The sequence below is a fragment of the Paraburkholderia sp. BL25I1N1 genome (assembly GCF_003002025.1).
In the GTDB taxonomy this organism is placed as follows: Bacteria; Pseudomonadota; Gammaproteobacteria; order Burkholderiales; family Burkholderiaceae; genus Paraburkholderia.
The window spans coordinates 39,822-61,071 of the sequence record NZ_PVZB01000039.1 but is presented as its reverse complement, the minus strand read 5'-3'; the positions used below and the strand labels follow the sequence as shown (position 1 = coordinate 61,071).

The 21,250-nt window shown below is 63.9% G+C and carries 18 protein-coding genes and 1 pseudogene; 6 read left to right on the top strand and 13 right to left on the bottom strand.

What is annotated here, in order from left to right; translation table 11 throughout:
• A partial coding sequence (locus B0G73_RS36955; RefSeq protein ID WP_146144249.1) for a transposase occupies positions 1 to 353 on the top strand: 353 nt, incomplete at its 5' end.
• Between the two features lie 38 nt (positions 354 to 391).
• Positions 392 to 676 (top strand): annotated as a pseudogene (locus B0G73_RS36950) (transposase); the annotation flags it as partial.
• A gap of 404 nt (positions 677 to 1,080) precedes the next feature.
• On the opposite strand, the gene B0G73_RS36945 reads toward B0G73_RS36950, so the two are convergent.
• The 3 genes from B0G73_RS36945 to B0G73_RS36935 all read right to left on the bottom strand — a co-directional run bounded on the left by B0G73_RS36945 (position 1,081) and on the right by B0G73_RS36935 (position 3,755).
• Positions 1,081 to 1,545 carry a hypothetical protein gene (locus B0G73_RS36945; RefSeq protein WP_106285987.1) on the bottom strand — a complete coding sequence of 155 codons (465 nt, stop codon included), beginning with the start codon at positions 1,543 to 1,545 and terminating at the stop codon, positions 1,081 to 1,083.
• A gap of 108 nt (positions 1,546 to 1,653) precedes the next feature.
• Positions 1,654 to 2,217 (bottom strand): peroxiredoxin, encoded by a 564-nt coding sequence (locus B0G73_RS36940; protein ID WP_106285986.1) that lies wholly within the window; start codon positions 2,215 to 2,217, stop codon positions 1,654 to 1,656.
• 200 nt (positions 2,218 to 2,417) lie between these two features.
• Positions 2,418 to 3,755, bottom strand: coding sequence for an EAL and HDOD domain-containing protein (locus tag B0G73_RS36935; RefSeq protein ID WP_106285985.1), 1,338 nt, complete (start codon positions 3,753 to 3,755; stop codon positions 2,418 to 2,420).
• 300 nt (positions 3,756 to 4,055) lie between these two features.
• On the opposite strand from B0G73_RS36935, the gene B0G73_RS36930 reads away from it, so the two are divergent.
• Together B0G73_RS36930 and B0G73_RS36925 are read left to right on the top strand one after the other, a co-directional pair.
• Positions 4,056 to 5,870: a bifunctional diguanylate cyclase/phosphodiesterase gene (locus B0G73_RS36930; protein ID WP_106285984.1), complete on the top strand. Its 1,815-nt coding sequence runs from the start codon at positions 4,056 to 4,058 to the stop codon at positions 5,868 to 5,870.
• 103 nt (positions 5,871 to 5,973) lie between these two features.
• Positions 5,974 to 7,431, top strand: a complete 1,458-nt coding sequence (locus B0G73_RS36925) for an HDOD domain-containing protein (protein ID WP_106285983.1) — start codon at positions 5,974 to 5,976, stop codon at positions 7,429 to 7,431.
• A gap of 136 nt (positions 7,432 to 7,567) precedes the next feature.
• On the opposite strand, the gene B0G73_RS36920 is transcribed toward B0G73_RS36925, so the two are convergent.
• Positions 7,568 to 8,938, bottom strand: a complete 1,371-nt coding sequence (locus B0G73_RS36920; protein WP_106285982.1) for an EAL and HDOD domain-containing protein — start codon at positions 8,936 to 8,938, stop codon at positions 7,568 to 7,570.
• Between the two features lie 265 nt (positions 8,939 to 9,203).
• Here B0G73_RS36920 and B0G73_RS36915 point away from each other — a divergent pair, with 265 nt between their 5' ends.
• Positions 9,204 to 9,962, top strand: coding sequence for an acetoacetate decarboxylase (locus B0G73_RS36915; RefSeq protein ID WP_106285981.1), 759 nt, complete (start codon positions 9,204 to 9,206; stop codon positions 9,960 to 9,962).
• Between the two features lie 94 nt (positions 9,963 to 10,056).
• Here the strand turns inward: B0G73_RS36915 and B0G73_RS36910 are convergent, their stop codons facing one another.
• Positions 10,057 to 10,851, bottom strand: a complete 795-nt coding sequence (locus B0G73_RS36910) for an ABC transporter substrate-binding protein (RefSeq protein WP_106285980.1) — start codon at positions 10,849 to 10,851, stop codon at positions 10,057 to 10,059.
• Between the two features lie 246 nt (positions 10,852 to 11,097).
• Positions 11,098 to 12,006 (bottom strand): LysR family transcriptional regulator, encoded by a 909-nt coding sequence (locus tag B0G73_RS36905; RefSeq protein WP_106285979.1) that lies wholly within the window; start codon positions 12,004 to 12,006, stop codon positions 11,098 to 11,100.
• 126 nt (positions 12,007 to 12,132) lie between these two features.
• Here B0G73_RS36905 and gstA point away from each other — a divergent pair, with 126 nt between their 5' ends.
• Complete coding sequence (gene gstA / locus B0G73_RS36900) at positions 12,133 to 12,753, top strand: glutathione transferase GstA (protein ID WP_106285978.1); 621 nt, start codon at positions 12,133 to 12,135, stop codon at positions 12,751 to 12,753.
• Between the two features lie 66 nt (positions 12,754 to 12,819).
• On the opposite strand, the gene astE is transcribed toward gstA, so the two are convergent.
• The 7 genes from astE to B0G73_RS36865 all read right to left on the bottom strand — a co-directional run bounded on the left by astE (position 12,820) and on the right by B0G73_RS36865 (position 21,234).
• Positions 12,820 to 13,872, bottom strand: a complete 1,053-nt coding sequence (gene astE, locus B0G73_RS36895) for a succinylglutamate desuccinylase (protein ID WP_258194145.1) — start codon at positions 13,870 to 13,872, stop codon at positions 12,820 to 12,822.
• Complete coding sequence (gene astB, locus B0G73_RS36890) at positions 13,856 to 15,196, bottom strand: N-succinylarginine dihydrolase (RefSeq protein ID WP_106285977.1); 1,341 nt, start codon at positions 15,194 to 15,196, stop codon at positions 13,856 to 13,858. Before astB ends, astE begins: the two co-directional genes overlap by 17 nt.
• Positions 15,197 to 15,205: 9 nt before the next feature.
• The gene (astD, locus tag B0G73_RS36885) at positions 15,206 to 16,669 is read right to left on the bottom strand and encodes a succinylglutamate-semialdehyde dehydrogenase (protein WP_106285993.1); all 1,464 of its coding nucleotides are present in this window, start codon (positions 16,667 to 16,669) and stop codon (positions 15,206 to 15,208) included.
• Between the two features lie 2 nt (positions 16,670 to 16,671).
• On the bottom strand, positions 16,672 to 17,712 hold the full coding sequence (astA, locus tag B0G73_RS36880; protein WP_106285976.1) for an arginine N-succinyltransferase: 1,041 nt from the start codon (positions 17,710 to 17,712) through the stop codon (positions 16,672 to 16,674).
• Complete coding sequence (aruF, locus tag B0G73_RS36875) at positions 17,709 to 18,767, bottom strand: arginine/ornithine succinyltransferase subunit alpha (RefSeq protein ID WP_106285975.1); 1,059 nt, start codon at positions 18,765 to 18,767, stop codon at positions 17,709 to 17,711. Before aruF ends, astA begins: the two co-directional genes overlap by 4 nt.
• Before the next feature lie 41 nt (positions 18,768 to 18,808).
• Positions 18,809 to 20,044, bottom strand: coding sequence for an aspartate aminotransferase family protein (locus tag B0G73_RS36870; protein WP_106285974.1), 1,236 nt, complete (start codon positions 20,042 to 20,044; stop codon positions 18,809 to 18,811).
• A 140-nt stretch (positions 20,045 to 20,184) separates the two neighbouring features.
• Complete coding sequence (locus B0G73_RS36865; protein WP_106285973.1) at positions 20,185 to 21,234, bottom strand: GlxA family transcriptional regulator; 1,050 nt, start codon at positions 21,232 to 21,234, stop codon at positions 20,185 to 20,187.
• Positions 21,235 to 21,250: the final 16 nt, after the last annotated feature.

The window sequence follows — 21,250 nt, the reverse complement described above, 5'->3', positions numbered from 1 at the left end:
CCGCGCAGCAGGCCCTGGAGGCCTTTGCCGAAGGGCCATGGGGCGCGAAGTATCCGACCATCGTGCAGTCGTGGCGACGGGCGTGGGAGAACGTCACACCGTTCTTCGTGTTTCCGCCCGACATACGCCGTGTCGTCTACACCACGAATGCCATTGAGAGCCTGAACATGCAACTACGCAAGATCATCAAGACCCGCGGTCACTTCCCCAACGACGAGGCCGCCATCAAGCTACTGTGGCTGGCATTGCGCAACGTGCTGGCGAAGTCTGTACGGGCGGCATTCGACTGGTCCTCCGCCATGAACCAGTTCGCCATTCTGTTTGGCGAGCGTTTTACCAACGCACGCGGGTAACTCCGCTAACCGCCTCGCACACAAAAATGCGGACAGGTTCGTGGCGACGGGCGTGGGAGAACGTCACACCGTTCTTCGTGTTTCCGCCCGACATACGCCGTGTCGTCTACACCACGAATGCCATTGAGAGCCTGAACATGCAACTACGCAAGATCATCAAGACCCGCGGCCACTTCCCCAACGACGAGGCCGCCATCAAGCTACTGTGGCTGGCATTGCGCAACGTGCTGGCCAAGTCTGTACGGGCGGCATTCGACTGGTCCTCCGCCATGAACCAGTTCGCTATTCTGTTTGGTGAGCGTTTTACCAACGCACGCGGGTAACTCCGCTAACCGCCTCGCACACAAAATGCGGACAGGTTCCGCCTCACGTACGTTCAAATCGCCAGTACCCCCGACACTTTTTTACTGCCGCTGTTGACGCGCTGCGCTCATCAAAACCTTAGGTTTCCCAGGCATAACCCGTCCGCGACGCACGCAGTGCGAAGCGGGAGCTGATGAGCCCTTGGTCACCAGCGCGGAGTGTGCGAAAACACTGACTCCAGATGCACCACTACCGTGGCTGCGCGAGGGACCCGCTTAAGAATTAGCGGTGTGAGCCGCTTTCTCTTGCTTACTTCTCTTTGCGGCGGCAAAGAGAAGTAAGTGCCGCCCCGCACAGGGGCAACACTAATAGACCACAAACAAATCAAGAAAAGGCCAACTCCAGAGACCAAAAAACCAAAACCCTAAAGCCTCTGCCCCACAGCAAGCTCAAAAACCCTCACCCATTGCCGAGCCTGCCTCTCATCCCGCATGGGCAAAACCCAAACCTGATGCTTAGGATCCTTGACTTTCAAAACAACCTGCCACTGCGCGCCGGGCCGCTGCACCTCCGCCCCTAGCAGGTCGGCAAAAATATAGGCCCCCTGCTCCTGGCCCAACCGGATCTCACAAAGCCGCTTATCGGCAGCGAGCCGCACGGCCCCCCAACTCCCCTTGAGTTCATGAGTCCAATCTCCATCACGGACGTTGGAAGCCACTTCCTTGCGACGCCGCAACCAATAAGCGAAAGCGGCAATCAGCAGCAAACCCACCAGCACAGCAACGCCAACAGCAACCCCCAACCCAAAATCCGCCTGCAAGGCATCAAACGCCCGCACCGCCCCATACCCCAGCGCGATCAGCGCAATCAACGCAACGAGAATCGGCATCGCAAGCTCACAAGAAAAAACGCAGCCTAGCACGAGCGATGCTCACCGCTCGCCGCAGGAACACCGCAAAAAACCATTGCGAAAATTGCGCGGACGCTCCGCTTAACCTCAAGGCTGCTTGTGCGCCGCCGCCCAATCCTTCACGGCCTTCAGCGTATTCTCGACGTGCTTCTCCGGCGAGAGGCTCGTGTACTCGTAAATGATCTTGCCATCCGGCGCGATCACATACGACACGCGATTCGCCATCGACGCATGCATCGGCATGCCAGCGTCGTATTGGCCGATCACCTTCGAATCGGCATCGGCAGCCACCGGGAATTTGCTCCGGCACTCGCTCACCGAAAACTTCGTCAGTGTGTCGATGTTGTCGTGCGACACGCCGATCACCGTCGCGCCATACTTCTTGTATTCGTCGACCGCTTCGGCGAACTCGTGGGCTTCGATCGTGCAGCCCGTGGTGAAGGCCGCCGGATAGAAATACACCACCACCGGCCCCTTCTTCAGCTCGTCGGCAAGCGAATAGGTGTAAGTCTTGCCGCCCAACGAAGCCTGCGTGGTGAACGACGGCGCCACATCGCCTGGCTTGAGGGTCGCCGAGGCCGTCAGCGAATGCATGGCGAATCCCACCGACACGGCGGCGGCCAGTGCGGCCGATATGAATTTCTTCTTCATCTGCTTTTCTCCAGGCGTGGATGCACGCGGTTCGTCCAAAGAACCCAGGGCCGCCGCGTTCATGAGAACGCCGGCCAACTCCGCTATTGGACCACGTACTCACAAGGTACGTAAGAACCGGCCTGAAGGATGCAGACGTCGCTGACATGAACGCGCCACGGCATGCACACTGAAAGCCCGCGACGACGCCGCCCCGCCCGTCAGGCGACCGCTTCCTCGATATGCGCGCCGAACCAGGCCGCGGCCGACAGGTTCAGCTCGGCCAGCACGTCGGGCGTAAAGGCCACGAAGCCGGCCGGCGCGTCGGGGCCCAGTGCGATCGATGCCGCGTCCACGCCCTCGCCCGCCGCCTCGGCAAGCCGCAGCAAGGTGCCGAGTTCGCCGCGCCTCGACACGATCGCCTCGCGAATCTGCGGCGCGAGGCTGAGTTTCTCCAGCACCGCACCGGGCGTGCTGCCCAGCACCACGTGGATCAGCGAAAAAATTCCGGTCATGAAGGCGGCATCGGCGAATTCGTCGTCGGCGGGACGCAGCCAGGCCGCGGCCAGCTCCATGAAACGCGAGCGCGTGCCCGCCAGTTGCACCAGCGGATCGGCGCGCCACGGCAGCTCGCCGCTGTCGGCGTACAACAGCAGCTGCGCCCAGCGCGCGATCTGCCGTGTGCCGGTGGCGATGATCGCCTCGCGCAATGATGCGATATTACGTCCCAGCCCGAATGCACCCGAATTGACGAGGCGCAGCAGTTGCACGACCACGCTCGGGTTCAGCTTGAGTTCCGCTTCGAGTTCGACAATGCCGGCGTCGCGCGACAGCAACGCCAGCAGGCGCATCAGGCCCGGCCGCAGCGAACGGTTGCGCGGCGCGGCCAGCACCTGCGGCCGCGCGAAGAAGTAGCCCTGAAACAGATCGAAGCCGAGGTCCCGCGCGAGCGCGAAATCCTCGCGCGTCTCGACCTTCTCCGCGATTAGCGTCTTGCCCTGCCCGCGCACCAGCGACGCCAGCTTCGGCAGCACGGCGCGGTCGGTCTGCAGAAAGTCGATCTTGACGATGTCGGCATGCGACAGCGCGCCGCTCAGCTCGTCGGACAGTTCGCTCACGTCGTCGAGCGCCACCTGAAAGCCGGCGCGGCGCAACTCGCCCAGACGGCGGACCAGTTGCGCGTCGAATTTCACGGTCTCGAGGATTTCGAGCACGAAGCGCTCTGGCGGCATCAGATGGACGATGTCGTTGAACAGCAGCGCACGGTCGATATTGACGAAACCGCGATGCGGGCCCAACACCGTCGGCACGCCGATCCCACCGATCGCGCGCGCCACCACCTGCGCGGTCGCCTGGGCGTCGTCGGTGACTTCGGCGTAGTTATGCGCGCCGGCCCGAAACAGCAATTCATAAGCATTGAGCGCGCCGTCGCGATCGAGGATCGGTTGACGGCCCAGATACACGAACTGCGTGGCGGGCCACGGTTCGGCGCCGCCGGCAGCTGCGTCGAGCACCTCGTTATGCCGGGCAGTGGCCTTGGCTTGATGGCGTTCAGACATGGGGCATCAGGGGAAGTGTTCGGAAAGCTACGCAGCAGCGACGTCTCAGCCGGTACTACACAACGGGGTTGTCTTATTAACGGACGTCGCACAGCCGCACTTTAACTGAATCGTTCCCCTGCCGCCGCCAGGCCGTGCAAAGGTTCCCTTACCGGATGTTTTTAGCGCCGGGCGCTAAAGATTTCGCCGCAAAGGCCGTTATCTCGTTCTGATGGGGCGGCGTGATACCTCCCGACCGCCCCGATTGGCGGGCAGGTGAGCCGCCCGCCTGCAGACGAATACAGGTTGCCAGCGATAAACATGGAAGCGAACAGGATCACCGCGCCCCGCCGGGGCTCCTTGCGCACGGTCATGGACCGGCTTCGTGCGTTCGGCCGGCGCGTGGACGGCAAACCGCAGACGGCCGCAAGCCGCGCTGCGCAACTGGAACAGGTGGTCGGCGCCGTCGACCTGCTGGCGCACGTCGACGACGAGTTGCGCTTTATCTACGTGTCCGAAGCCAGCCTGCGCTTCATCGGTTATCACCGCGAGTATCTCGAGACCATCACGCTGCACGACCTCGTGGCGCCAGCCGACGTGGCGCGCCTCGACACCCTGCTGACGCGCGCCGCCGTCTCGGGCAACGTCGAGAAGGCCACGCTCAGCCTCATCAAGTCGCTGACTTATCCGATCACAGTCGAGCTGCGCGTGGTGCGCAGCAGTCACGACGGCACCGCGGGCTATGCGATCGCCGGCTTCGACGTGTCGGCCTGGCGCGCCACCGAAGAACGTCTGACTCAGGCGCTGCATCTTGACCGCCTGACCAATCTGGCCAACCAGTCGGCGCTGATTCCGGCGCTCCTCGACGCCCAGCAGCAAGCCGACGCGCACGGCACGCCGGCCGCGCTGCTGCTGCTCGACCTCGACGACTATCAGCGCGTGAACCGCGCGCTCGGCTACGATGCCGGCGACGAAATGCTGCGCGACACCTCGCGCCGCATCCTGAACATGACGAGCCCGAGCGAGACCGTGGCGCGCGTGGCCAGCGACGAGTTCGCGATTCTCGTGAAGCCCGCCGCCAGCCGCACCGACGCGGCGGCCGCCGCCGAAACGCTGGCGCGGCGCCTGTTGACCGCGATCCAGCAGCCGTATGTGTTCAACGGCCAGCAGGTGCATCTTTCGGCGAGCATCGGCATCGCGCTCTATCCGGATGTGCGCCACGCCAACGACACCGCCGCCCACGACACCCACCTGCTGCGCTGGGCCGACCACGCCCTCCTGCAGGCCAAGGCGGCCGGCGGCAACACGCTCGCCTTCTACGTCCCCGACGACAACCCCGCCGACGCCGAACGCCTGAAGCTGGAAGCCGACCTTTACGACGGCGTGCGCAACGGCGAGTTCTCGCTGCATTTCCAGCCGATCACGAGCAGCCGCACGCACGGCGTGGTCGGCGTGGAAGCGCTGATCCGCTGGTTGCATCCGGTGCACGGGCTAGTGCCGCCGTCCATGTTCATCCCACTTGCTGAGTCGATCGGCCTGATCAACTTCCTCGGCAACTGGGTGTTGAAGGTGGCCTGCATGCAATTGATCCAGTGGGATGCGAAGGGCATCTCGCTGCAATACGTGGCCGTGAACGTGTCGCCGCAGCAGTTCCGCGATCCGCGCTTCAAGGACTCGGTGCGCGAGGCGATCGAGTTGACCGGCATCGATCCGCGCCGCCTCGTGTTCGAGATCACCGAAAGCCTGCTGATGCATGACCCGGCGCATGCGAAGGGTCTGCTCGAAGAACTGACCGCCATGGGCATCCGCTTCGCGGTCGACGACTTCGGCACCGGCTATTCGAGCCTGGCTTACCTGCAACGCTTCCCGCTGGCCAAGCTCAAGATCGACAGGAGTTTTGTCGAGAATCTGCTAACCTCCCGGAACGATCAGGCAATCGTTAGTGCCGTCGTGGGCCTCGCTCAGACATTGGATCTCGAGCTGGTGGCCGAGGGCGTCGAAACAGAAGCGCAGCGCACCCTGCTCACCGAGATGGGATGCGACCACATTCAGGGTTGGCTCGTCTGCAAGGCGCTGCCCTCCGACGAACTCGCGCAGCGTTTCGAAGCACGCACGCTTCATTTGCACAGCGCCTAGCCATGCAGGCGAAGCGCTCATGTCTTGAATCATGCAGCGGAACAAGCCGGTCTCTGGCCGGCGTGGCACTCATTGGAACATGTATGGCTTTGGCGGGACTCACATGGTAAAGGCGGCGGTGCTCGACCGGCTCTGGACACGAATGAGCGAGCGCGGCGATTTCCCCATGCTGTCGCAGTCGCTGCGCTCCACCATGGCGGCGATGAACAATGACGACCTCGACTTCACCGGCCTCGTGCAGGTGGTGTTGTCGGACTTCGCCCTCACGCAAAAAGTGCTGCGGCTCGCCAACTCCGCCATGTACATGGCGTTCGGCGGCAACATCACGACCGTGTCGCGCGCGCTGATGGTGCTCGGCATGGACGCGGTCGGCCATCTCGTGGTCGGCCTGAAGATCGTCGATCACTTTCATCACAGCGCGCCGCGCCGCATCGACGCGAAACTCGAACTGAACCGCACGCTGCTCTCGGGCTGCGTCGCGCGCAAGCTGACCGAGCGCGGCGATCTGCGCGCCGGCGAAGAAGCCGTGGTCTGCACGCTGATGCGGCAGATCGGCAAACTGCTGGTGGTGTTCTATCTCGACGCCGAATGGGACCAGATTCGCCGCCATATCGACGACGGCGCGCTCGAAGCCGATGCCTGCGTGCTGGTGCTCGGCGTCACGTTCGACGAAATCGGCGCCGAAGCCGCCGTGCGCTGGCGGCTGCCCGACATGATCCGCTCCGGCATGGGCGAGTTCGACCCGCAAGACGTCACGCAGCCGCGCCAGGTGCAGTGGCTGCGCGCCATCACCAATTACTCGACGGCGGTCGCCGACGTGCTCACCCAGCAGAACATGCCGGACTGGGAGCGCGAGGAACGCATCGCCGAACTGGCGCAGGAATATTGCGGCGCGCTGAACACGGATCCCGAAGTGCTGCTCGAAATGAGCGTGGCGCTCGCCCGCGAAGAAGGCGGCGACGGTGTGATGCGCGAAATCGTCGAGTTGCGCGCCAATGCGGATGCGATCGCGCGCGAAGCGCTCAATCCCGAGGCGCGTATCGCGGTGGGCGTCGAAGATCTGCGCGGGCTGCCGGCCGGCAGTCCGCTCGCGCCGGCGCTGGCGATGGCAGCGGAAACGCTGCTGGCCGGCCTCGGCTTTGCGCGCACCGTGGTGTTCGTCAAGCACAGCAACGGCACCTTCAAGGCGCGCCTCGGTCTCGGCCCGAAGATCGACGCCGCGTTGCCGAAACTAACGTTCAGTACCGCCTTCGAACCCGACGTGTTTCATCTGGCGATCGCAAACTCGGTGGGTATATTCATCGAGAACGCACGCGATCCAAAGATGGTCGCGCGGCTGCCCGAATGGTTCCGCCGCTCCTTCGACGACGCCCGGGCCTTCGTGCTGCTGCCGGTCGTCGATGAAAGCGACACCACCGTGGCGCTGCTCTACGGCGACTGGTCGCATAGTCAGGAGCCACGGCGGATCTCACAGAAAGAGATGAGCGTGTTGAATGAACTGGCCAAGGAGTTAGGCCGTTTTTTCGGCCTGGGGCAGATGCGGGAAATGGAGATGATGTGAAGACCTGGCGTGATCGTTGATCACGACGCTTCACTCTCACCTGTTCTGTGTTTGCCCGACGCCAAGTTGAAATTGAGCCAGTCCCGCCGGGACCGCCGCGCCTGATATGCAGCGGTCTCCGGCTGAATCGCTGAACTCAATCCTCGATTCTTTCCAGACCTTGCGCGCTGCGGTCCGCGACACCGGCCCACGCGCCGGCCACCAGACCCAGTTCGGCGACCTCTTCCACCGTCAACGGCTGCAAGCGTTCGCACAGCGCGCCGATCTCATCCCACGCGCCGCATTCGAGCGCTTCGACCGCGCTCAGCAGCAACCCCAGCGCGCCCTGCCGATGCAGAATGCCCGCCTGGATCGGACGCGACAGCGTCAGCACGTTCAAGGTGCTTTCGAGCGAGCCGCCGAACACCGCGTCGACGAATGAAAATACGCCGGTCAGGAATGCCGCGTCGGCTTCGTCGCGGCCGGCTTCGGGCAGACGCTCGATTGCCAGCTCCATGAAGCGCGCGCGGGTCGCGGCGAGTTGCAACAAGGGATCGTCCTCGAGTGCGACCTTGCGGCCGTCGGCGTAGAGCAGCAGTTGGGTCCAGCGCGCGATGCGGTTGGTGCCGGTCGCGTTGATCGCTTCACGCAGCGTCGTGACCTTGTGGCCGACGGCCAGCCCGCTCGAATTGGCGAGCTTCATCAGATGCATCACCAGCACCGGGTTCAGCTTGAGTTCGGCTTCGAGCTGCGCGACGGTCGGATCACCCGAGAGCAGTTGCAGCAGGTTCAGCAACGCATGGCGCGGCGCGCTGACACGGCGCGTTGCCGAGGTCTGCGCGCGCGCGAAGAAGTAGCCCTGAAAGCGATCGAAGCCGAGTCCATGCGCCGTTTCGAAATCGGCCTGCGCATCGATGCCCGAGGCGACCAGCAGCTTGCCCGCCGACTTGAGCACGCTCGCCAGTTTCGGCAGCAGCGCGCGCGGCGCGTGCATGAAATCGATCTTGACGACTTCGGCGTAAGGCAGCAGTCTGGCGAAGCCTTCGTTGGGCTGGGTTACCTTGTCGAGCACGAAGCGATAGCGCCGCCCGTGCAACTGGACGATACGCGCCACCAGCGCCTCGTCGATCTCGATGGTGGGCGCCAATTCGAGCATGAAGCGCTCGGCGGGCAAGCTCAGAATCGCCTCGTCGAATAGCATCTCGCGGCTGACGTCCACATAAGCCGGATGCCCGGTCAGCGCACCGCGCACATTGCCCTGAAGCAGGCCGTGAAGGATGGCTTGCGCCACACGTTGCGCCGGATCGGGCGCGCGGTGCGATGACGCCTCGGCATCGCTGTTCTCATGCCCCGCGGCAGGTGCGGTGTCTGCCGTGTGCGCGGACCATTCCGGTGCCCGCACCTTGATCTCGTAGCCGCACAGCATGCCGTCCCGATTCAGAATAGGCTGCCGCGCGAAACTGGCATTCAATTGCGCATTGTCCGTTGCACCCGTGTGGCCCGGATTCTCGACTGCGATGGTGGTCATTGCACTCCCCCGCTAAGCGCCGCCCCGGCGCTGACTGCTGTATTTTGATTTTCGCCGCACCGTCAGCGCGCGTCTCAAGCCATGAAGGCCGTAGCGCCCGCGATGGGCTCGGCAATTTTAGCGCAGGCCGCCATGCGTGGACACGTCCGTGAGGCAATATCTGGAAATAATTGGAGATCAGTCTGAAAGCGAGGCGACGCAAAATCGCCGATACTCTTGTGCAGTGCAGAAGCGTTCCACCCGCGTTTAACCACCAAGGAAAAACATGGACGTCAAAAGCGTGCTGTCAAATGCCTTCGCCATGCCGATCACGAGCCCGGCATTCCCCATGGGTCCGTACCGGTTCATCAACCGCGAATTTCTGATCATCACCTACCGCACCGATCCGGACAAACTGCGCGCCGTGGTGCCCGAGCCGCTCGAGATCGGCGAGCCGCTGGTGCACTACGAGTTCATCCGCATGCCGGATTCGACGGGCTTCGGCGATTACACGGAAAGCGGCCAGGTGATCCCGGTGTCGTACAAAGGCGTGGCGGGCGGCTACACGCTGGCCATGTATCTGGACGACCATCCGCCCATCGCCGGCGGCCGCGAACTGTGGGGCTTTCCGAAGAAGCTCGCGAACCCGGTGCTCGCCGTCCATACCGACACGCTTGTCGGCACGCTCGACTACGGCCCGGTGCGCATTGCCACCGGCACCATGGGCTACAAGCATCGGCAACTCGATCTGGCGCAGCAGAAAAAGCGCCTCGAAACGCCGAACTTTTTGCTCAAGGTGATTCCGCATGTGGACGGCACGCCGCGTATCTGCGAACTGGTGCGCTACTACCTGCAGGACATCGATCTGAAAGGCGCATGGACCGGCCCGGCCGCACTCGAACTGGCGCCGCACGCGCTCGCGCCGGTCGCGGAATTGCCGGTGCTGGAGATCGTCGAAGCACGCCATCTGCTTGCCGATCTCACCCTCGGTCTCGGCGAAGTCGTGTTCGATTATCTCGATCAGCCGGAAGCAAACGTGCGTTGATCGCTTGGCGGTCACCTCTCGCAACGCCTCAAATGCAGACGGCCGCGATTAGCGGCCGTTTGCATCAGCTACAACGAATCACTTAAGACGCGCGTTACTTCAACACCACCTTCACATCGAAGTACTTCGCTGCGAAACGGTCGATCGTGCCGTCCGCTTTCAGTTCCTTGAGCGCCTGGTTCAGCGCGTCCTTCAGGGCCTTGTCGCCCTTGCGGATGCCGAAGCCGACGCCCGCGCCGAGCAGCTTCTCATCGGTGACGGCCGGACCGGCGAACTCGAAGCCCGCGCCTTGCGGCTTCTTCAGGAAGCCTTTCGCCGCGGCTTCCGCGTCCTGGAACGCGGCGTCGAGACGCCCCGAGGCGAGGTCGGCGTAAATCTGATCCTGCGTCTGATACGGCACGACGTCGACGCCGGCCGGCGCCCAACGCGCCTTCGCGTAGGTTTCCTGGATCGTGCCTTGCAGCACACCGACATGCTTACCCTTGAGCGATGCCGGTGTCGGCAGCAGACCGCTGCCCTTCTTCGCGATCATCTGATTCGGGATCGTATAGATCGGATCCGTGAAGTCGATCGCCTGGCGGCGCTGATCCGTGATCGTCATGTCCGAGTTGATGGCGTTGAATTTGCGCGCCTGCAAGGCCGGGATCAGACCGTCGAACGAGTTTTCCACCCACACGCATTTGGCCTTCAGCTTCGCGCACACGGCATTGCCGACGTCGATGTCGAAACCCTGCAGCTCGCCCGACGGCGACTTCGATTCGAACGGCGCATACGACGCCTCGACGCCGAAATGCACTTCCTTGATATCGGCCGCCGCTGCGGTGCCGGCCGTGACCGAAGCCGCTGCGAACAGCGCGAGCGCAGCTATGTTTCGCCAATTCATCTTCATTACGGGTGTTCCTCTACGGTATTGAATAAGACGGAGCCGACTCCGGGCAAGCATGATTGCCGGGCCAAAATTGCGCTTCAAACTCGTGCGGCCGCTGTGGTGCAGCGCAACAGCCGCGAGGCCGCGATTGTACAGGCTGCGTTTGCCGCGCCTGCGGGCGCGCCGCGTGGCGCGTCGCTGCGCACGCGCCTTGGGCTCACGGGTAAAGGTGTAAATAGCTGTCGCGTTCAGGCAAAGCCGAGCGTGTTAGAGCGCGCCGTCGCCGGCTGCGAAAGCGCCGCTGAGTTGTTGCGACAGGTGCGTATAGACGGCGGCCACATGCGGCAAATGACGCGACTCCGGATGCGCAAGCACCCACACCTGCGACTCGGCTTCGTCGAGCGGCGGCGTCAATTGCACGAGATCGTCACGGCCGCGCGCGAGAAAGGTCGGCAAGATGCCGACGCCAAAACCGCGCACCACGAGTTCGAACACCGCCATCACGCTGTTGGTCTTGTAGCGCGGCTCGACTGTCGGGCAATGACGCTTGCGCCAGAGCACGGAAGGATGGTCGCCGAGCGAGGCGTCCGGGGCCGCCCAGTCGCAGCGCGCCAGCGCATCGCCATCACTCGCCTGGATGCCGCTGCTCCTGGCGGCGAACACCGCGATGCGCAGCGGGCCCACGTGCTTGCCGACCAGATGATCCGGCGCGCGGCGCGTGGCGCGCACGGCGATATCGGCGTCGCGTTTGGTGAGACTCGCGAGACTGTTGGTCGCGGTCAGTTCGAAAGACAACGCCGGATGCAGCGCCACGAAATCATGCAGCGCGGGCAACAGCAGGCCGTATAGCACGGTATCGGTGGTCGTCACGTGGACGCTGCCGGACACGCGATCGCTGCTCGCCTGCACCGTGGAGCGCGCCGCCGCGAGTTCGCTTTCTATGCGCTCGGCGTGACGCGCCAGTTGCGCGCCGAGCGGCGTGGCGCGATAGCCGCTGCGTGAGCGCTCGAACAAACGCTGCCCCAGCCCGCGTTCGATCCGCTGCACCGAGCGAAAGATGGTCGAGGCGTCGATACCCAAACGCTGCGCGGCTTCCGCGAGCGTGCCGGCGCGCACCAGCGCGAGAATGGTCTGCGTATCCGCCGAGGTCAGTTCGTATTGCGTTTTTGCACGCATGGTTTGGCAAGCCGCCTGTTTATCCGGAATGCGATCCGGGCTACTTTTACCACATGGACTTGTCGGCCGACGAGCTTTGCCACCGGCACCAGCCGGGACTTTATCCTCATCTATAGCGGTGAAACCATGAAACTCTATTACTCGCCGGGCGCCTGTTCGCTGGCGGTTCACATTGCATTGCGCGAAGCGGATCTCGACTTCGAAGGCATCAAGGTCAATCTGCAAACGCACAAGCTCGCCAACGGCGACGACTATTACGCGATCTCGCCGCGCGGCTATGTGCCGCTGCTCGAATTCGCCGATGGCTCGCGCCACACCGAAGGCGCCGCGCTGCTGCAATACGTCGCCGATCTTGCGCCCGAGTCGGATCTGCTGCCGCCAGCGGGATCGCCGCAACGGCTCGAAGCGCTCGGCTGGCTCACGTATATCAGCACCGAATTGCACAAGACGTTCAGCCCGTGGCTCTGGCATCAGGAGACGGCCGAGTCGACGAAGGCTGAATGCCGCGCCAAACTCGCCACGCGTTTTAGCGAACTCGACAAGGTGCTCGCGGCACGCGACTATCTGACGGGACGGTTCTCCGTCGCCGATGCGTATGCGTTCACCGTGCTGAGTTGGGCGCGCATGCTGTCGATCGATCTTGGCGCTTATCCGAAGCTGGAGGCGTATCTGGAGCGCGTTGCGGCACGGCCGAAGGTGACGCAAGCGATGGTAGCGGAAGGTTTGATCCGCGCGAACGCGGCTTAAACGGCCGCGCCCGTGAGGAACGTTGCGCGCCTGGCGCGCAACGTTTGGATCTTGCGTAGTCGTGGACTACACGAGTTTCGACAAGGTGTGCTGCGTCGTCTCGACAACCATCAAGCCGGCGCGCAAACCGGGCTTGACGGTCGCGTTCGGAAACACGAGCCGCTCCTCGTCATGCTGCACGACATAGCGGTATTCGCCGTCGCGTGCGAGAACGGTGCCTTTCGCGAACGGCGTGAAATTCGCGACATCGGCGGCGACCAGCAATTCGAACGCGTCGCTTTGCTTGGTGATCTGATCGATCACCGTGAATGCGCGCGGCAGTTCCGCACGAACCTCGCCGCGCATGCCCGCCAGCAGATGACGCACCGCGTGATCGGCGCCGGCGAAACGCGTCAGATCGTTCTGACCGAACGGACGCACCTTGCCGAGTTCCAGCGTGCACGCTTCGGCGCCGCACGCCTGCGCGGTGAAATGCGAATACGTATTGCCCTTGGTGGTATGCAACAGCACCGCGCTGATACGCGCCTCGCCGAGCCACTCGAACATCGCGCGCGAAAACGGCTTGCCCGTATGCGGCAGCAACGCGAACTGTTCGAAGGCGGACGCACGGATCGCCGTGTGCATATCGATATGCCAGCGCGCGCCCGGCTCACCCGACGCCGCCGCGAAGAACTGCGACGCCGCCTGTTCGAGCGCGGCGGCACGCGGTGCTTCATAACTCTGCGGCACTTGCAGATGACGCCCGCTGAAGAGCCGGTTCAGATCGTCGTCGCGATAACGGCACGCGTCGCGCATGGCGTCGACGTTGCCGAGAACCACCAGCAGGCGGCAAGTCAGCGCAGCCGTGCCTTGCGTGATGTCACGCACCAGAAAACCCACCAGTTCGATCGGTGCGGTCTCGTCGCCGTGCACGCCGGCGGAGACGAGCACGCTGCGCACGCCCTCTTCCTGCGCCGCCGGCTCCATCAACAGCACGCCGTCGTCCAGCCACGACCAGCGCACGCCGCCGGCACACGTACCCTGTGTTTCATTCGCGGCCGGTCGCGTGCCCGCCAGCGTATAAGCCAGAAAATCGTCGAGCATCGGAACCGGCATATCGCGCTCAGCGCTGGAAGTCATACAGCGAGCCCAAACCGAGAATCTGCGTCAGTTCGTCGAGCGCGGTGCGCGATTCGGCGAGCAATTGCGGATCGGTCAGATCGGCGGGCGCGAGGCGGTCACGATAATGTTTTTCGATCCACGTATCGAGTCGGCCGAACAAGGTGTCGTTGATCCACACGCCTTGCGTTACCGCCGCGCGTTCCGCGTCGTCGAGCACGACACGCAGACGCAGACACGCCGGGCCGCCGCCGTTCTTCATGCTTTCGCGCAGATCGAACACCAGCACGTCGTCGATCGGGCCCGCATGCGATGCCAGATCGTCGAGATATGCCGCCACACGCGGGTTTTCGCGGCATTCCTGCGGCACCACCAGCACCTGCTTGCCGTCCGGACGCGTCAGCAACTGGCTGTTGAACAGATATGAGGTGACGGCGTCGGCCACGCTCACCTGCGCGTCCGGCACTTCGATCACGTTGAAGTCCGCCTTCAGGCCGGTGAGCTTAGAGCGCAGTTCGTCGTATACCGCGTTCTGTTCGACGAACGCCAGTTGATGACAGAACAGCGTATTGCGATTGCCGACCGCGATCACGTCGTTATGGAACACGCCCGCGTCGATCACGTCCGGGTTCTGCTGCGCGTACACCGTAGCCGATTCCGCAAGGCCATGACGATGCGCGACCGCGCGGCTCGCCTCGAAGGTTTGACGCGCCGGGAAGCGTTTTGGCTCCGGCCCGCGCCGATACTCGCTGCGGCCATACACGAAGAATTCGACGCCTCGCGCCGCATAGTCCGCGCAGAAGCGCGTGTGATTCGCCGCGCCTTCGTCGCCGAGCGCGGGCGTGCCGGGCAGCGCCTCGTGCACCACGAAACGGTCGGCGTCGTTGAAAATCGCGCGCAATGTGCGGCGCGTCGACTCGTGTTCGATCGCGCGATGCAGCTTGCTGCACAGATTGGCCGGCGTGAAATGCACGCGGCCGTCGTGAGTGTCGGCGGACGGACTCACGGTCGCCGCATTCGCGGTCCACATCGCCGAAGCCGAGCTTGCGGCGGCCAGCAGTTCGGGCGCGTCTCTCGCCACGCGCGCGATTACGGTGGCGTCGTCGCCGGAGAAACCGAGTTCGCGCAACAGGCGCATCGACGGACGCTCCTGCGGCGGCAACACGCCCTGATGAAAGCCGAGATCGGCCAATTGCTTCATCTTGCGCAGGCCCTGCCGCGCCGCCGCCTTCGGATTCGCAACCGACTTCTCGTTGTTCTGCGACGCGACGTTGCCGAACGAGAGCCCCGCGTAGTTGTGGGTCGGGCCGACCAGGCCGTCGAAATTGGCTTCAGTGGCTTGCATCGTCGATCCTTAGAATTGAAGGCCCGGCGAGACGCTCGCGGGCATTTGCAGTTGCGCGCTTTCGACGGATGCCATCGGGAACGCGCAGTAGTCGGCTGCGTAGTACGCGCTCGGCCGGTGATTGCCCGAGCGGCCCGGCCCGCCGAACGGCGCGCCCGACGAGGCGCCGTTGGTCGGCCGGTTCCAGTTGACGATGCCCGCGCGAATGGTGCGCTGGAAATGCGTCCAGAGCGCTTCGTCGTCGGCGAGCAAGCCGGCGGAGAGACCGAACTCGGTATCGTTGGCCTGCTCCAGCGCTTCGTTGAAGCTGCCGTAGCGGATGATTTGTGCCAAAGGACCGAAGTGTTCTTCGTCGGGCAGATTCTTCACGCTTGTGACGTCGAGAATCGCGGGCGTGACGAAGCCGAGCTTCGGGTCGCGCTGTTCCATCTTCAGCAAAGCTCTCGCGCCGTCAGCCAGCAAACGTTCCTGCGCGGCAACGAGCCGCGACGCCGCGCGGGCCGAGATCACCGCGCCCATGAACGGTTGCGGATCGGCGTTGTATTCGCCGACCGTGATGCGCGACGTGACTTCGGTCAAGCGTTCCATGAAGCGATCGCCGCCCGCATCGTTCGGCACGAAAATACGGCGCGCGCAGGTGCAGCGTTGCCCCGCCGACAGAAACGCCGATTGAATCGTGTGATGCACGGCGGCATCCACGTCGGCCACCGGGCCGATCACGAGCGGATTGTTGCCGCCCATTTCGAGCGCCAGCACGATTTCCGGGCGGCCGCCGAACTGCTTGTGCAGCAATGTTCCGGTATCCGAACTACCCGTGAAGAACAAACCGTCGATCTGCCGATGATTCGCGAGCGCAATGCCGGTGTCCTTCTCGCCTTGCACGAGATTCAGCACGCCCGCGGGCAAGCCGGCGTCGCGCCAGATCTGCACGGTGAGCGCGGCCACGCCGGGCGCGAGTTCCGACGGCTTGAAGACAACCGCATTGCCCGCGATCAGCGCCGGCACGATGTGCCCGTTCGGCAAATGCCCCGGAAAGTTGTACGGCCCGAACACCGCCACCACGCCATGCGGACGATGCCGCAGCACGGCTGTGCCGTCCGCCATCGCCGAACGCTTTTCGCCGGTGCGCTCGTTATAGGCCTGAATCGAGATCTCGACCTTGGCCGCCATCGAAGCCGCTTCAGTGCGCGCTTCCCACAACGGCTTGCCGGTTTCGCGGCCAATCGCTTCAGCCAGCGCTTCCTTGCGTTCGGTCACGAGCGCGGCGAAGCGGCGCACCACGCCGCAACGCTCGTCGAGGCTCAACGCCGACCACGCGGCGAAGGCGCGGCGCGCGCTGCGCACCGCATGGTCGACGTCGTCCGCCGAGGCGCTGTTGCCTTCCCACACCGTCGCGCCCGTGCCCGGGTTGCACGACGCGAATGCGGGTCCTGTGCCGGCGGCCCATTCGCCGTCGATGAAAAGCTCGCTCATGATCATCCCTGTTTGTGTTTCTGCGGCAGCACGCGCACGAGGTCGCCTGCCTTGACGTCGAGTGCCGCGGCTTCAATCGCGCTCAGACGGAATACGCCGTCCTGCGGCACGCCCGCCACCACGCCGACGCGAAAATCGCCCAACGAGGTATTCGACACCATCGATTTCGGTCCATCCTGCGGCGCGCCCGAGGTGCTCGACGCCGCGATCTCGACCGGCACCACCACGCTCTCGCGCACGGTGCGCAAGTCGGCGATATGGCATTCGAGCACCGGCCCCGCGTCGAAGATATCGACGTGATTCTCGTAGCGCAGCCCTTCCGATTCGAGCATGCGGCGCGCCGGAATCGTGTCGTTATGCGTGAGGCCGACGCATCGCTGCGCCTCTTCCGGCAACAACTCGACATACACCGGGTAGCGCGGCATCAACTCGGCGAGAAACGCCTTGCGGCCATGCGAACTCAGATAGTCCGCCGCATTGAAATCGATCTGGTAGAAATGCGAGCCGACCGCGCGCCAGAACGGCGAGGTGCCTTCGGCGTCGAAATGGCCGCGCAATTCCGCGCACAGACGCTGCGGAAAACGCTCGCGAAACTGCGCGAGAAACATGAAGCGCGAGCGCGACAGCAAGCCGCCCACGCCGCTCGTGCGATAACGCGGGCTGAGGAACAGCGAGCACACTTCGGCGTAACCGGTCAGGTCGTGCGAGATATTCAGCGCGCGCATGCGCGTCCAGATGCCGAGGTCCTGGCTCGCGTGCACCACGGTGCTCACGCGGTAGTTGTAGAACGGCTGTTGCAGGCCGACTGCGGTTTCGATGCCGCACACGCCGGCGATGTCGCCCGTGTCGGTGTCTTCCATCACGAAGAAGTAGCCGGCTTCATGCGGCTCGGCCTTGTCTTCCATCGTGCGGCGCGCGCGTTCCACGCGTGCCGCAAGTGCGTCGCGGTCCGGCTTGAAGGTGGTGAGACCCGGGCCGGTTTCCTGTGCGAGCCGCATGAGCGCGTCCACATCGCCTCGTTGCACAACGCGAACGACGATCATCGTGCCTCTCCCGATTGTTCATCCTGATGCGGCTGGTGCAGCGGCACGCAGCGCACCGTGTCGCCTTCTTCGACGCCGAGCGCCGCCCGCGCCGCGTGCGGCAATGACGCGCCGGCTTCTTTGCCCGCCGTCAATTCGCCGAGCACACAGCGGAACTCGCCATCGGCGCCGTTATGCGCGATCAGATACGTCGCACCGTCGGCGGGCGCATCGTTCTCGTGCACCACACGCGTTTCGTTGCGCGTCACGCAAGCGCTGCGATCCACCTGCGCGGTCAACACAGGACCCGCGTCGAAAATGTCGATATAGCGATCCGTCTCGAAGCCTTCTTCAAGGTGAATGTCATACGCGAGCAAGGCCTTCGAATCCGGCTCGCCGAGCACGCGCTGCGCCGCCTCGGGCAGCAATGGCACATAGATGGGATACGTGGGCATCACTTCGGCGATGAACGTGCGGCTGCGGCCACCCGATTCGATCTCGATGTCCGCGAAGTTGCGACCGAAGAACTTGCGCCCCACCGCTTCCCAGAACGGCGACACGCCGTTCTCGTCGGTCACGCCGAGCAGCAGCGAAAACACCTCGGGCGTGAAGCGCTTGCGATTGGCGGCGATGTACATCATTCGCGCACGCGACATGAGATGCGCGGCGGCGTCGCCACGCAGCGACGGATCGATGTAATAGCCCGCAAGGCGGCTCTTGCCGGTCAACTCATGCGACATGGTCAGCGCGTGAATCTTGCGGTTCACGTGCAGTTCGCGCGACGCATGAATCAGCGCGTCGTTGCGAAACGCGTAGAACGGGTCCGAATAACCGGCCGCGGCGACAATGCTCGCCGTGCCCATCAGCTTGCCGCTCTGCGCATCTTCGAGCACGAACAGATAGAACTCCTCGCCCGGAAAATCGACTTCCGCGCGAAACGAGTCTTCCGATAACGCGACGCGCGTCTCGAGCGCACGCCGGTCGTGCGGCAGGGAATGCAGCACCGGTTGCGCGGTGCGCGCCATATGTTCGAGCGCGTCGAGATCGGCGAGGCGGCCTGGGCGTACGAAGAGCATCATCGTTCCTGTTGAATGTGACGCATGATCAATGCCGTGGATCAGTTCGACGTGGCTTCGGCCTTCGCGCCGACAATGCTTTCGATGGCCTTGGCGAGTCGCTCGAAGCCTTCGTTCATGTCGTCGAGCGGCATGATCAGCGACGGCACGAAACGCAGCACGTCAGGACCGGCCATCAGCATGATCACGCCGTGCTGGCCTGCCGCCGTGACGAAATCTTTCGCGCGGCCCTTGAATGCATCGGTCAATTCCGCACCGATCAGAAGACCCCGGCCGCGCACTTCCGTGAACAGACCGAAGCGTTCGTTCAACTTTGCCAAGTGGCCTTTCAGCGCTTCACTGCGCGAGCGCACGCCTTCCAGCAGCTTCGGGTCGCTGACCAACTCGACCACCTTCTCAGCGATCGCGGCGCCCAGCGGATTGCCGCCGTACGTCGTGCCATGCACGCCGACCTTGAAATACGCGGCTAGTTCGTTGGTGGTCAGCATCGCGCCGATCGGGAAGCCGTTGCCGAGCGCTTTGGCGGTGGTGAGAATGTCCGGCGTCACGCCGGTTTCCTCGTACGCGTAGAAATAGCCGCTGCGGCCCACACCCGTTTGTACCTCGTCAAAAATCAGCAGTGCGCCGTGCTGATCGCAGGCTTCGCGCAGCGCTTTCAGGAACGCCGGATCCGCCGGGATCACGCCGCCTTCGCCCTGAATCGGCTCGACGATCACCGCGCAGGTTTGCGCGCCGATGGCTTTCTTTGCCGCTTCGATGTCGTTGTAGGGCAAGTGGGTGATGCCGGCCGGCACCGGGCCGAAGCCTTCCGAATATTTCGGCTGGCCGCCGACGCTAACCGTGAAGAACGTACGGCCATGGAACGACTGCGTGAACGAGATGATTTCGTATTTATCCGCGCCGTGGCGGTCGAACGCGACGCGGCGTGCCAGCTTCAGCGCGGCCTCGTTCGCTTCCGCGCCCGAGTTGGCGAAGAACGCACGGTCGGCGAACGTCAGGTCTTCGAGGCGTCTGGCGAGACGCAGCACCGGCTCGTTGGTGTAACCATTGCCGATGTGCCACAGCTTGCCGCCCTGCTCGTGCAACACGTTCAGCAGTTCGGGATGCGCATGACCGAGAGCGGTGACGGCGATGCCGCCGGCGAAGTCGATATAGTCGCGGCCTTGCGTATCCCAGACGCGTGAGCCGAGACCGCGATCCGGCACGAAGGCGGCGGGCGAAAACACCGGCACCATGACTTCGTCGAAGGTCTGGCGTGTCACTGTCAGGTCGTTCATGGCAAATCCTCGTTACAGGTGAGAGGTAATACAGGTAGTGTAGGAAACCGCACGCGATACGTCTTGCGCATACGCGACGCTTTCTATGAGGTTCCACGCGAATCGGCCGGGGTTGAGCCCTGACCACGCGCTCGTTCGGATCAATCCGCCTGATCCGGCCGCTCGATCAGCGCACCCGGCCGCGGCTCGCTGGCCGCCGCGCCGCTTGCGCCCGTCTGCTTGTCGATCCAGTTACGACGATCCTCTCGCGGTGTGACACCAAAGCGTTCGCGGTACGCATTCGAAAAGTGCGCCGCTGACGAAAACCCGCAAGCGAGGCTGATCTGCACGACGGACTTACTGGTGCGCTGCAATTGCGTGCGCGCTTTCGAAAGCCGCAGTCCCAGATAGTATTTGGACGGCATCGAGCCGAGATACTGGCGAAACAGGCGCTCCAACTGCCGCCGCGACACGCCGACCAGACCGGCGATCTCGTCGGTGGTGAGCGGGTCTTCGATATTCGCTTCCATCAGCAGCAGCGCGTCGTTCAGGCGCGGATGACGCTCGCCCGGCGCGGTCACGAACGGAATGCGCTGACGCTCCTCGCCCGCGCGCAATACGCCGACGCCGAGCGTGTCGGCAATCCGATCCGCGAGTTCGGGGCCGTGCTCGCGGCCGATCATCGCCAGCATGAAGTCGACGGTCGCCTGGCCGCCCGCGCAAGTGGCGCGATCGCGGTCGATTTCGAAGATCTGCTGCGTGACGATGGAGCGCTCGAACTGCTCCGAGAACTGCTGATAGGTTTCCCAGTTGACGCTCACGCGATAGCCGGACAACTGCCCTGCCATGGCGAGCCACCAGACGCCGTGATGAATGCCGGTGACGAGCGGCGTGCGCTGGCCGACGCGCGAAAGGCTGGCGAGAAAGAGGCGATAGTCGGCGAATTGCTGAAAGCGCTCGCTGACGATGATCAGCCAGTCGCACGCGATCGCGTCGCCGAAGGCGGCGTCCGCGGGCCACTGCGCGCCGCCCGCGAGCGGCACCGCGCGGCCGTCCCACGAGCACACCTGCACGCGGTACAGCGCGCGGCCGTCGATTTCATTGGCGAGATTGAGCGCGTCGACAATCGGCCCGACGCCCGACATCGACACGGGCGGCAAGGCGACGATGGCGACCTGCGTGGTGCGAGCCGGGCTGGACGTGCGAGGCATCGAGTGAATCTGCGCG

Excerpts from the sequence above, each read along its gene's own strand:
- B0G73_RS36945 (WP_106285987.1), bottom strand. The coding sequence starts at position 1,545 with ATGCCGATTCTCGTTGCGTTGATTGCGCTGATCGCGCTGGGGTATGGG.
- B0G73_RS36940 (WP_106285986.1), bottom strand. The coding sequence starts at position 2,217 with ATGAAGAAGAAATTCATATCGGCCGCACTGGCCGCCGCCGTGTCGGTG.
- B0G73_RS36935 (WP_106285985.1), bottom strand. The coding sequence starts at position 3,755 with ATGTCTGAACGCCATCAAGCCAAGGCCACTGCCCGGCATAACGAGGTG.
- B0G73_RS36930 (WP_106285984.1), top strand. The coding sequence starts at position 4,056 with ATGGAAGCGAACAGGATCACCGCGCCCCGCCGGGGCTCCTTGCGCACG.
- B0G73_RS36925 (WP_106285983.1), top strand. The coding sequence starts at position 5,974 with ATGGTAAAGGCGGCGGTGCTCGACCGGCTCTGGACACGAATGAGCGAG.
- B0G73_RS36920 (WP_106285982.1), bottom strand. The coding sequence starts at position 8,938 with ATGACCACCATCGCAGTCGAGAATCCGGGCCACACGGGTGCAACGGAC.
- B0G73_RS36915 (WP_106285981.1), top strand. The coding sequence starts at position 9,204 with ATGGACGTCAAAAGCGTGCTGTCAAATGCCTTCGCCATGCCGATCACG.
- B0G73_RS36910 (WP_106285980.1), bottom strand. The coding sequence starts at position 10,851 with ATGAAGATGAATTGGCGAAACATAGCTGCGCTCGCGCTGTTCGCAGCG.
- B0G73_RS36905 (WP_106285979.1), bottom strand. The coding sequence starts at position 12,006 with ATGCGTGCAAAAACGCAATACGAACTGACCTCGGCGGATACGCAGACC.
- gstA (WP_106285978.1), top strand. The coding sequence starts at position 12,133 with ATGAAACTCTATTACTCGCCGGGCGCCTGTTCGCTGGCGGTTCACATT.
- astE (WP_258194145.1), bottom strand. The coding sequence starts at position 13,872 with ATGACTTCCAGCGCTGAGCGCGATATGCCGGTTCCGATGCTCGACGAT.
- astB (WP_106285977.1), bottom strand. The coding sequence starts at position 15,196 with ATGCAAGCCACTGAAGCCAATTTCGACGGCCTGGTCGGCCCGACCCAC.
- astD (WP_106285993.1), bottom strand. The coding sequence starts at position 16,669 with ATGAGCGAGCTTTTCATCGACGGCGAATGGGCCGCCGGCACAGGACCC.
- astA (WP_106285976.1), bottom strand. The coding sequence starts at position 17,712 with ATGATCGTCGTTCGCGTTGTGCAACGAGGCGATGTGGACGCGCTCATG.
- aruF (WP_106285975.1), bottom strand. The coding sequence starts at position 18,767 with ATGCTCTTCGTACGCCCAGGCCGCCTCGCCGATCTCGACGCGCTCGAA.
- B0G73_RS36870 (WP_106285974.1), bottom strand. The coding sequence starts at position 20,044 with ATGAACGACCTGACAGTGACACGCCAGACCTTCGACGAAGTCATGGTG.
- B0G73_RS36865 (WP_106285973.1), bottom strand. The coding sequence starts at position 21,234 with ATGCCTCGCACGTCCAGCCCGGCTCGCACCACGCAGGTCGCCATCGTC.